Raw genomic sequence first — 10555 nt, forward strand, 5'->3', positions numbered from 1 at the left:
CCGTCCCGAGGGACGCATGGGGACGTCTGTTCGCGACGGCCGAGGAAGAGATCGGCATCCTCGTCTACGCCGGACTCTTCCTCTCCGAGGACACCGGCATCCAACGCACCCTTACCGACAAGGCCAAGGCAGGCGTCCGCGTCCGAATCCTCCTCGGCGACCCGGACAGCCCCCAGGTGGCCGAACGCGGCACAGACGAGGGCGTAGACGATGCCATGTCAGCGAAGATCCGCAACGCACTCGTCCTCTACAAGAAACTCCGCAAACAGGACGGCGTAGAGTTCCGCTTCCACCAAACGGTGCTCTACAACTCGATCTACCGCGCGGACGACCAGCTCCTCGTCAACACCCACGTCTACGGCATCACAGCCGCCCTGGCTCCCGTATGGCACCTCAGGCGCATAGCCGGTGGCGACCTGGTGAACACCTACCTAGAGAGCTTCGAACGAGTCTGGGAATCCGCCACACCCATCCCGGGGGGAGTAGCCATGGGCCGCAGGATCGACTACTACGACGACCCCAATGCCCCCAAGGCCAACAGCCTCGTCCCGGCCGTCAACGTGGTCGTAGAGAACGACAAGGGCGAGATCCTCATGATCCGCCGCACCGACAACGACAATTGGGCCCTCCCCGGCGGCGCCGTAGACCTAGGCGAGTCCGTAACCCAAGCCGCCATCCGCGAAACCAAGGAAGAAACCGGAATAGATGTAGAGATCACCGGCCTGGTAGGAATCTACAGCGACCCCAAACACGTGATCCACTACACCAGCAACAACGAAGTCCGCCAGGAGTTCACCGTTCTCCTTAGAGGTCGCTGGTCTGGTGGTGGGCTTAGGACGAGCGACGAAAGTAGAGACGTTTGCTGGCTTTCGGCACCTGAGTTGCTGAATCGAAAAATGGATAGGTCAATGCGTAAGAGGGTCGGCCATGCCCTCAAGTATGAGGCGGAAGCGGTAGTTAACTAGGTCTTCAAAAGAACTACTTATGGCGGCACTTGTGGATTTCAACTCCCTTAGAGTGATCATAGAAAATAGTCTTGCCCAAACAGAAGGTAATGCGTTCCAAGAACTTTGTGATCGCCTCTGTCTCGAACTCTATCCAGATGACTATCACCCGGTGCGTCCGGGCGGTCGCCGAGGGGACACTAAGAATGACGGCTATTGCCCCAAGGCAAGAATCTTCTTTGCTGCGCACGCAACACGCGGCGAAACCGCAAAGAAGACCATAAAGAAGATAACGAGTGATCTGGAAGGTTGTCTAGAAAATCATCGCGATGTTGCGGTGTGGAGGTATCTGACGAATGATACGCTGACAGGCCAAGTTGATCAGCATATCGATAATGTGCTACGCCCCAGTAATCCGAGTATAGTAATCGAGGTTTGGGGTCACAAGCGCTTGGCGGACGTAATTTCTCGTCTCAAACCTGCCCAGATTGAGCGTGTTATCCAGATCTCACTTAACTTTGACTTCCGTGATCGCGTAACTGAATACTTGCTGGAAGAGGCAAGAGTTTACAGAGGCCGGCTGGTTGGCCGTTGGCTGGCGGCCGGGTTGAGCTATGAGAAGGCCAGTGAACTTGCCGATGACGAGAGCATTGGTGCGTACAGTCAATTCGAGAATGAACTCTCAAGCCCAGGTTTGACCTTTATTGTGGGCGACTTTGGCTCAGGAAAATCAGTCACTGCACTCCGTATTTACGGGCACAGCATCCAAGCTGCACTTCAGGACGAGAATGCAAGACTGCCAATATTTCTACCTGTCCAAGAGATCTCTGGCTCTTTGATTGAGGCAGTACGGAGAGTAACTGATAGATTCCCAGAGCGCCGCGCAAATGGCTTGATGCTAGTCGTTGATGGTCTCGAAGAGCCTGGACTCGGGGCCGCTGCGGTTCTACTTGAACAAATCCAAACTCTCGCGCACAGTAATCCTGAGAACAAAGTCATAGTAACAACGCGCCCCGGCCCTAAACTGACCGGTGGCACCGTTTGTCAGCACCCGATAATGACTGACGAGGAAGCCGGGGCTCTTGTCGAACGGCTCGACGGTAATCAAAGTATGCTGTGGACGCATACTCACGGCATTAGCGAGATGTTGCACCTTCCGCTCTTCCTAATAATTGCCACGATCCGCCAACAAGGCGGAGAGGGCATACCTCGATCGAAAGGCGCATTTCTCGCTGCTCTGGCGCAGGAAGTGCTGGGTCCACCTTCCACACGCGCTACTGAGATCGAGAAGACGCTGAAGAGAATCGCAAGGCTGAGTATGGAGTATGGGGGGCCAGTGCCTGTCGCAGAGCTAGAAGATGATGCCTACCTCCCTCAGGCTCTCGCAACACGATTCGTCCTGCGGCGGCGGAGCATTGTCACATTTGCCCTACCCATACTGCAGCAATACTTTGCTGCCAGATCAGCTTTGGAAACCAACTTCACAGATGAGGAGCTAGAAGACCTCACTCTAATGGATCGTTGGAGATACGCGCTGCTTCTTGCTGTGACGGAGGGATCATGGCGTCAAGGGCGCGCACTGATCGAGCGGCTAATCGAGCGCGTTCCTGGCCTAGCCGCGTGGCTCGTAAAGAATGCAATACCGGCTGCCAACTACAAGTCTGAGGTGCCGCTTCCTGATGACCTCGAGTGCGCTCGGCGTGTAAGAAGCTCGCTCAGCTCCTGGGTCTCAGCGTTCGATTTTCCAGAGATGTTCGGCTTTTCTAGCCACGAAGGAGTCGTATCCACAGTCGGCGCCCGTGTTTCTGATAATCACCTTCACGTAGGTCTCAAGGTGGGCAGCCGGAACCAGGGCATCGTAAGACTGCCCAGGAACCCTAATGAAGCGGAGGCGGATGGCTCAATCTGGTCGCCGATCTGCATGGGTGAGGTGCCTGCTGACTTCATGGCGTGGCCTTGGCAATGGGCCCTCTCTATTCTCACACGCGAACTCGGAACGCTGCTCAGATCAAAGGCTCTTCCACTGCCGAACTGTGAGGCTTATTCACGTGAGCGAGAGTGGGCCCTCGCTAGGGCGATTATGGGTAAGCGTGATGTCCTGCATGAGCCGCTAGCGCGTGAGCCTCTGGTCGAGAGTGCAGAAAATCTTCTAGGTCTTCTGAGCGAGGAGAACCGTCAACACTTTATTATTGACGGGGTGAGGCCGTTTACTGGCACGAGGGACGAGTTGGCTGGATTCGCTAACAAGCTTTCTTCCTTGACCGATCAAAACATTCAACGCCCTTACGTTGTTCCGGATAATCTTAGTCCCGAGTCGGGCCTAATTGAGGAACTGTATTCCGAAAGGGCTATGAGCTTGCTTGTAAGTCAGGTTTTCAATGCTGCCCTTGAGATCTATAGCGTGCTTGTTGACATCTACTTCTCCCGTTTCGCTCCGACTCTTGGGTTGGCATGTATGAGGCCTATTGAAATCACAGGCGTACTTCGGAGCATGCAGGGGGATTACTTCAAGTGGTCTTTGAGCTATGAAGTGAAGCCGATTCCAGACGGGCGGCGCAGTAATGCCAAGATATCTCTGAGTGGATCGAGCGGTCGAAGAGCTCGCACCCGAGAAGAATTTATTGAGAAGTACGAAAATCTTTCTCGACTCATTTCTGATCTGCGCCCGAATGCGAAACATTGGGCCCAGCCTCGATCGGTACAAACGGGCGTCCACATGTTCAAGGATATGCCAGCAACGGCCTTGGCTTATCGCTGGCTCTGGGATGACTTGAAGGACCTTTCTCTGATGGACAATGCAGCTCCTTACGGTGAAGATTGATCGTCAACCACTGGCCGCATGGACGCGATTTTTCCTTGGCATTGCAAATGAGCATCGACCTTGGAGACGGTAGCGATGATTCCTGAAGACGATTGCTGAATGGAATGTGAAACGATATGTGTATTGCCGTAGCGCCCTATAATTTCAGCCAGTCGATCTCTGACTGACAGTTGGTCGCCATCTGGGCTTGTCGTCATGTCGCAGTAGGTGAGGTATTCGCTCAGCAGTGGGGGAGCAAAACCAAATTCCTCTGCGAGAGCGCCGATAAGACCGCGTTCGCGGGCTTCGGTTAGGGCGCAGGAGTGGTGGGCTACTAGGCGGCATAGGTGGTCGTCGGCCTGGTGGGTGTCGCGGAGGTAGCGGGCTCCGTCTAGGGGGTGGAAGCCCGTGTTCACAAGGTCGGGGGCGTAGCCGATGTCGTGGAGCCACGCGGCGGCTTCTAGGAGGTCGGCCTTGTCGCCGAGGATCGGGACGAGGGTTCGGGCTTGGCGGGCTACGCCTTGGGTGTGGGCCCAACGGCGGGGGAGTGTGGTTTCGAGGTGCTTGCGCGCTAGCTCGCGGGCCCATGGGGCGGTGTTCTTGTTCATGGGTGTGACGGTAGGTCGGTGTTGGTGGACGTCCACGGGCTTGTGGGGCTCATCTGGGGACGTCTTGGCGGACGTAGCGTCCTTTGCCGTGGACGCAGGTGATGAGGTCGGCTTCCTCTAGGGAGCGAAAGGCGCGGCGGGCCGTGTAGCGCGCGACGCCGTAGCGCTTCTTGAGCTGGGCTTCGCTGGGGAGCATGTCGCCCGGCGCTAGGTGACCCGTGATGATCTGCTGGCGGAGGTCTGCGGCGATGCTCAGGTACCGGGGAAGAGCCTGAGCGGTCGGGTCGGTGGTGGGGTCATGAACGAAGCGGCCTACGCCGGGTCGGATCTTGACGAGGTCTTCGTCTTGCAGGACGGAGAGGGCCCGCCGCACGGTGTTGCGGGTGACGTCGAACTCAGCGCAGAGGGCCGCTTCGGCGGGTATCCGGGTGCCGGGGGTGTAGGTGCCGTCAGTGATGCGCTGGCGTAGGGCGTCGGTGATTCTGCGGTAAGCGCCCCAAGTAGTGCGGCGGGCCGTGGTCATCTCAGTCGTCCGTGTGCGCGTTGCAGGTCCCCGAGATCCAGGGGGCGAGGTGAAGGGTGAGCCTCTCGGCGGCGAGTTCCACGTCGGTGGAGGGAGCCAGCCACTTGCCGGTGCTGGCGCGGTACCACCAGATGCAGTGGCCTCGGACGACGGAGACGCTCTCACCGACGCACGGGGCCGACTCGCAGAACACGCGTAGGAGGGGTGACGGTGATCTGGTGTGGAACCGGGTTGTCCAGTGGTAGCGGTGCAGGACACGGGACAGGCGGAAGAGGTGCCAGCGTGCCTGCCGTGAGCCACAGCCCAACGGCAGAGACAGCACGGTCGGCCTGAACGGGGGCACGCGCATTGGCCGCGCCGTCTCCAGCTTGCTTGTGGTCGCGTCGCGCGGTCGCCGTGGGGGCAGGGCGCTGTGTGGTTCCATCAGGGCGTCCTGCGCTTTGGTGCCCGCGCGCTTTGGGCTTCGAGTACCTCGCGCAGCTCTGCGGCGGACGGCTGGATCACGGTCGGATCGACGCCGGCGGCCGGGTCGTGGAGGCTGGCAACCCAGTCGCCGAGAGTGCCGTCCGTGCGGACTGCGCGCCAGATGCGGTGACCGGGGAAGTCCTGGCGGAGGTTCGCGAGATCGGTTTCTGCGTTGGTGGTCGCGTGGTGCGAGGTGTCGGGCGCGGCCTGGTAGGGCCGGTCGGTGGGCATGGTGGCTCCCTGGCTTTGGTGTGGTGGGTTGGGGTGTTGCCGTGTGGAAAGGCTCGCGCTCTGGCCGGGGACCTCTCTATCGGCATCCAGGGACGTCTAGGGACGTCTTCTGTTAGCGTCGTGAGCGCGTCGTCCTGACTTGCGTCTGCGGAGGTCTGATGAACGACTTGTTGCGGCGTGCTCTTGCCGACGCCCACCTGACCGAGGCCGACGTTGCCGGGCGTGTGGGCGTTGACCCCAAGACCGTCCATCGGTGGGTGGCTGGACGCGTTCCCTACCGGCGGCACCGGGTGAGGGTCGCCGCCCTGCTCGGATGTGACGAGGTGGACTTGTGGCCGCAGGTGCGGGCCGCTGCTGTTCAGATTGCGCCGCCCGTAGTGGAAGTCCTCGCGACCTACCCGCATCGGTGGGCCGTGCCGCGTGAGGTGTGGCGGCGGCTCTTCGAGGGGGCGCACGACGAGGTTGGGGTGCTTGCGTATGCAGGGCTCTTCCTCGCGGAGGACGCGGGGATCTTGCGAGCGTTCGCGGAGAGGGCGCGGGAGGGCGTTCGGGTGCGGATCCTGCTCGGGGATCCGGACGGGACGAGCGTCGCCGAACGCGGCACTGACGAGGGTGTGGGCGAGTCCATGGCGGCGAAGATCCGTAACGCCCTCGTCCACTACCGGGCTCTGTCACGCGTGGACGGTGTTGAGATCCGGCTTCACGACACTGTGCTCTACAACTCGATCTACCGGGCTGATGACGAGTTGCTGATCAACCCGCACGCGTACGGCATCGCCGCGTCCCATGCTCCCGTCCTGCACTTGAGGCGAGCTGAGGACGGCGACATGGCGAGCACGTACCTGGAGAGCTTTGAGCGTGTGTGGGCCGGTGCCTCGCCGGTCGGGTAGCTGACATGCGGAAGCCCCAGCCGCGAACCGAGATGGTTCGCGGCTGGGGCTTCGTGGTTCACGCTGAGGTCGGTTGCTCCGCGTTGGTGATGATCTCCTTGACCTTGCGCCGGTCGATGCCGTGCTTCTCCGCGAGGTAGCGCTGAGAGGCGGGGCGGCCTGGTCCGTCCAGGCTTGCCAGGTACTCGGCCAAGACTGCGTCCTCTGGCGTCTGGTCCACTTCGGTACGAGGTGGCGCGACAGTGGTTGCGGCCCTGGTGAGGGTCATCAGGAGTTCGAAGGAACCGACCAGGGCGAGCGCGGGCCATGCGCTCACGATGGCGCCTATGGGGCCGTGTGCGGCGCCGTGCGCCACGTTGGCGCCTACCGTCGCCACGATGCCCACGGCGAGGCTCCACTTTGCCAAGGCCGGTGCCGAGTGCTTCCGGCGACTCGCGTCCAGGATCACCATGGACGCGGCCCAGATCAGTCCGTCCACGGTGAAGGGGACGAGACGCGCGGTCGGTCCGGTCTCGCCGTGCGAGCGGACGAGGTCGTACGCGTGCCGGTAGGAGATGACGGCGGCCACGGCAGCTACCGCCATGACGGCGAGTGCGGTTGTAAGGCGGATGAGTCGATCAGCCATGAAGGGAACTCCCTCCTGCTCGGAGGGAGGGAGCCCGGGGAGCCATCCGGGGGGCCAACGCCTGTCGATGGAGTCCGACGCGACGCGACCGTCCCGGACGGTCCGGCAAGCTCCCTCCCTGCGTGTTCGCAGGTGAGCGGCGCCCCGATCGACTCGTCCGGACGACACCAGATGTGGCCCGATTCCGCCTTTCGGCCCCGCTCCGTCGGGGATTCTTACGGTCCCGTTCGCGGGACCTGGGGGTTAGGGTGCGGCTCATGCGTTTCGGGGTGCTGGGGCCGCTCGCGGTGTGGGCCGATGACGGGCGGCTCGTCGCGGTGCCCGGGATCAAGGTGCGGGCGCTGCTGGCGGACCTGCTCGCGCACGAGGGGCGGCCCGTCCCGGCGGACCGGTTGATCGACGACCTGTGGGGGGACGCGCCGCCCGGCAATCCGGCGGGGGCGCTGTCGGCGAAGGTGTCGCAGTTGCGGCGGGTGCTGGAGGACGCGGAGCCCGGCGCGCGGGCGCTGGTGGTGTCGCGCCCGGCGGGGCACCTGCTGGAGGTGGCCGAGGAGCGGGTGGACGCGCGGCGGTTCCAACGGCTCGTCGACGACGCGCGCGGTGTCGAGGATGTGAGGGCCAGGGCGCGGTTGCTGGGCGAGGCGCTGGCGTTGTGGCGGGGCGACGCCTACGCCGACCTCGCCGACGAGCCGTTCATGCATGCGGCCGTCGCGCGGTTGGACGAGTTGCGGTGGACGGCCCTGGAGGAGCACGCCGAGGCGCGGTTCGCATTGGGGGAGCACGGCGCGCTGGCCGGGGAGCTGGGGGACGCCGTCGAGGCCCGTCCGCTGCGGGAGCGGTTGCGGGCCGTGCACATGCGGGCGCTGTACCGGGCGGGGCGGCAGAACGAGGCGCTGGAGAGCTACGAGCGGCTGCGCGTACTGCTCGCCGAGGAGCTGGGGCTCGATCCGGGGGCCGGGATCGCGGGCCTCCAGCGGGCGATCCTCACGCAGGACCCGGCGCTGGACGTGCCGGAGGGGCCCCGGTCGAACCTGCCCGTCCCGCCGGGGGAGCTGATCGGGCGGGACGCGGCGGTCGCCGAGGTCCGCGCCCGGCTCGGCACCGACCGGTTGGTCACGCTGACCGGGCCGGGCGGGGTCGGCAAGACGCGGCTGGCGGTGGAGACGGCGGCGGGGCTCGTGGGGGAGTTCGCCGACGGGGTGTGGATGGCGGAGCTGGCCGGGTTCGACGGGTCGACGGTCGCGGAGGCGGTCACGGCGATCCTGGACGTGCGGGACCGGCCCGGCGCACCGGCGGCGCCGCTGGACCGGCTCGCGGCGGCGCTCGGGGCGCGCCGGCTGCTGCTCGTCCTGGACAACTGCGAGCACGTCGTGGAGCAGGCGGCGGAGCTGGCCGGGCGGCTGCTGCGGCGGGTGCCGGGCGTGCGGATCCTCGCCACGAGCCGGGAGCCGCTCGGGCTGCCGGGCGAGGTGGTGTGGGCCGTGCCGCCGCTGGAGGTGCCGGGTCCTGACGACGCGGCGGACGCGGCGGCGCGGGCCGGCGCCGTGCGGTTCTTCGCGGCGCGGGCGAGCGCGGCCTCGCGGGAGTTCCGGCTGGACGCGGGCACGGCCCCGGCGGTCGCGGTGCTGTGCCGCAGGCTCGACGGGATCCCGCTGGCGCTGGAGCTGGCCGCGACCCGGGTGCGGACGCTCGGTGTCGAGGGGCTCGTGGCGCGGCTGGACGACCGGTTCCGGCTGCTGGCGGGCGGCCACCGCGACGTCCCGGAGAGGCAGCGGACGCTGACCGCGATGATCGGCTGGAGCTGGGACCTGCTCACCGGGCTGGAGCGGGCCGTGCTGCGGCGGCTGGCGGTGCACGCGGACGGCTGCGCGGTCGAGTCCGCCGAGGCCGTGTGCGCGGGCGCGGACGTCGCCGCCGAGGACGTGCTGGACCTGCTCGCCCGGCTGGTGGACCGGTCACTGGTGATCATGTCGGAGCGGCCGGGGGAGGGGCCCCGGTACCGGCTGCTGGAGTCCGTCGCCGCCTACGCCGCCGACCGGCTGCGGGAGGCGGGCGAGGACGGGCGGGCCCGGGAGCGGCACGTCCGGTACCACCTCGGGCTCGCCGAGCGGGCCGAGGCCCGGCTGCGCGGCGGGGAGCAGGCGCGGTGGCTGCGCGTCCTGGACGTCGAGACCGCCAACCTGCGCGCCGCGCTCGACACCGCCGTCGCGGGCGGCGACGCCGAGGCGGCGCTGCGGCTGGCGAGCGCGCTGTCGTGGTACTGGTTCCTGCGCGGCAGGCTGTCGGAGGCGCTGCGGTCGCTGGACGCGGCGCTCGCGCTGGAGGGCGGGCCGCCCGCCGCGCGGGCGCGGGCGCTGACGTGGCGGGCCGGGCTCGGCACGCTCGCCCGGCCCGGCCCCGGCTGGCCGGCGCGGCGCGCGGCGGCGCTGGAGGCCGCCGACGCGACCGGCGACGCCGCGCTCGGCGCGTGGGCCCGCTGGTTCCTCACCTTCTCCGGGTTCGAGGTCGACGACGTCGCCGCGGCGGCCGGGGTGCTGGACGAGGCGCTCGCCGCGTTCCGGGCGTCCGGCGACCGGTGGGGCGAGGCGGCCGCGCTGCTGCTGCGCGCCAAGCAGGCGCACGCCCACGCCGACCCGGCCCGGCTGGCGCGCGACACCGAGCGCGCCGCCGCGCTGTTCGGCGACCTCGGCGACGACTGGGGGCGCTCGCTCGCGCTGGAGTGGCTGGGCGCGACGGCGGAGCTGACCGGCGACTACGACCGGGCCGACCGGCTGCTGGGCGACGCGCAGCGGATGGCGGAGGAGCTGCACCTGTGGCCGGACGCCGCCGCCCGGCTGGCGTGGCGCGGCTGGGTCGCGCACCTGCGCGGCGAGCAGGGGGACGCGCGGCGGCTGTTCGGGCGGGCGCTGCGGATCGCGGGCGAGCAGGGGCACGCGCAGGCGGTGACGTTCGCCGAGATCGGGCTCGGGCTGGCGGCGCGCCGGGACGGTCAGCTCGACGACGCCGAGGAGCGGCTGACCCGGCTGCTGGACGCCGTCCCCGAGGACGGCTTCCCGCCGCTGTTCCTGCCGCTCGTCCAGACCGGGCTCGGGCATGTCGCGCAGGCGCGCGGCGACGCGGCGGCGGCGCTGGCGTTCCAGCGCGACGCGCTCGCCGTCGCGATCCGCCTGGAGGCGCCCCGGGACCTGGCGTTCGCGCTCGAAGGGCTGGCGGGGGCGCGGAGCATGGCCGGCGGGCACGCGGAGGCGGCGGAGCTGCTCGGCAGGGCGGCGGAGGTCCGCGCGGCGGCCGGGCTGCGTCCGGGCCCGGCCGAACGCGAGGACATCGACCGCGCCGCCGGGGCGGCGCGCGCGGCGCTGGGCGAGGCGCGGTTCGCCGCGTGCCGCGCCGAGGGCGCCTCCGCGGAGCCGGCCGCCTTCCTGCGCCGCGCCGAGAAGGACGCGGGGCCCTCCCGGTTCGGCTGACGCCC

9 protein-coding genes are annotated in these 10555 nt (G+C 66.4%); 4 read left to right on the forward strand and 5 right to left on the reverse strand.

From position 1 onward, the window contains the following. The first annotated feature begins 488 nt into the window (after nucleotides 1-488). Nucleotides 489-965, forward strand: coding sequence for an NUDIX domain-containing protein (locus GNZ18_RS40940; protein ID WP_173390935.1), 477 nt, complete (start codon nucleotides 489-491; stop codon nucleotides 963-965). Nucleotides 966-984: 19 nt separating this feature from the next. Further along, nucleotides 985-3765, forward strand: a complete 2781-nt coding sequence (locus GNZ18_RS30015) for an NACHT domain-containing protein (protein WP_156219986.1) — start codon at nucleotides 985-987, stop codon at nucleotides 3763-3765. Here GNZ18_RS30015 and GNZ18_RS30020 read toward each other — a convergent pair. From GNZ18_RS30020 to GNZ18_RS30035, 4 genes are all read right to left on the reverse strand, one after another. Then, nucleotides 3750-4352 (reverse strand): HD domain-containing protein, encoded by a 603-nt coding sequence (locus tag GNZ18_RS30020; protein ID WP_156219987.1) that lies wholly within the window; start codon nucleotides 4350-4352, stop codon nucleotides 3750-3752. The two genes, GNZ18_RS30015 and GNZ18_RS30020, sit on opposite strands and share 16 nt — an antisense overlap. 49 nt (nucleotides 4353-4401) lie before the next feature. Further along, entirely contained in the window at nucleotides 4402-4875 is a 474-nt protein-coding gene (locus GNZ18_RS30025) for a GntR family transcriptional regulator (RefSeq protein WP_156219988.1), read from the reverse strand. A gap of 1 nt (nucleotide 4876) precedes the next feature. Then, complete coding sequence (locus GNZ18_RS30030) at nucleotides 4877-5068, reverse strand: hypothetical protein (protein ID WP_156219989.1); 192 nt, start codon at nucleotides 5066-5068, stop codon at nucleotides 4877-4879. Nucleotides 5069-5298: 230 nt separating this feature from the next. Then, nucleotides 5299-5571, reverse strand: coding sequence for a hypothetical protein (locus GNZ18_RS30035; protein WP_156219990.1), 273 nt, complete (start codon nucleotides 5569-5571; stop codon nucleotides 5299-5301). Between the two features lie 158 nt (nucleotides 5572-5729). On the opposite strand from GNZ18_RS30035, the gene GNZ18_RS30040 reads away from it, so the two are divergent. Beyond that, a complete protein-coding gene (locus GNZ18_RS30040) occupies nucleotides 5730-6461 on the forward strand; it encodes a helix-turn-helix transcriptional regulator (RefSeq protein WP_156219991.1) in 732 nt (243 codons plus the stop codon). Nucleotides 6462-6519: 58 nt separating this feature from the next. Here GNZ18_RS30040 and GNZ18_RS30045 read toward each other — a convergent pair whose 3' ends face one another. Next, nucleotides 6520-7086 (reverse strand): DUF2637 domain-containing protein, encoded by a 567-nt coding sequence (locus GNZ18_RS30045; protein WP_156219992.1) that lies wholly within the window; start codon nucleotides 7084-7086, stop codon nucleotides 6520-6522. Between the two features lie 257 nt (nucleotides 7087-7343). On the opposite strand from GNZ18_RS30045, the gene GNZ18_RS30050 reads away from it, so the two are divergent. Further along, a complete protein-coding gene (locus GNZ18_RS30050) occupies nucleotides 7344-10550 on the forward strand; it encodes an AfsR/SARP family transcriptional regulator (RefSeq protein ID WP_156219993.1) in 3207 nt (1068 codons plus the stop codon). Nucleotides 10551-10555 lie beyond the last annotated feature (5 nt).

It is taken from the genome of Actinomadura litoris, assembly GCF_009733595.1.
GTDB classification, from domain to species: domain Bacteria; phylum Actinomycetota; class Actinomycetes; order Streptosporangiales; family Streptosporangiaceae; genus Spirillospora; species Spirillospora litoris.

Coding starts and splice junctions, on each gene's coding strand:
- GNZ18_RS40940 (WP_173390935.1), top strand. CDS start 489: ATGGGCCGCAGGATCGACTACTACGACGACCCCAATGCCCCCAAGGCC.
- GNZ18_RS30015 (WP_156219986.1), top strand. CDS start 985: ATGGCGGCACTTGTGGATTTCAACTCCCTTAGAGTGATCATAGAAAAT.
- GNZ18_RS30020 (WP_156219987.1), bottom strand. CDS start 4,352: ATGAACAAGAACACCGCCCCATGGGCCCGCGAGCTAGCGCGCAAGCAC.
- GNZ18_RS30025 (WP_156219988.1), bottom strand. CDS start 4,875: ATGACCACGGCCCGCCGCACTACTTGGGGCGCTTACCGCAGAATCACC.
- GNZ18_RS30035 (WP_156219990.1), bottom strand. CDS start 5,571: ATGCCCACCGACCGGCCCTACCAGGCCGCGCCCGACACCTCGCACCAC.
- GNZ18_RS30040 (WP_156219991.1), top strand. CDS start 5,730: ATGAACGACTTGTTGCGGCGTGCTCTTGCCGACGCCCACCTGACCGAG.
- GNZ18_RS30045 (WP_156219992.1), bottom strand. CDS start 7,086: ATGGCTGATCGACTCATCCGCCTTACAACCGCACTCGCCGTCATGGCG.
- GNZ18_RS30050 (WP_156219993.1), top strand. CDS start 7,344: ATGCGTTTCGGGGTGCTGGGGCCGCTCGCGGTGTGGGCCGATGACGGG.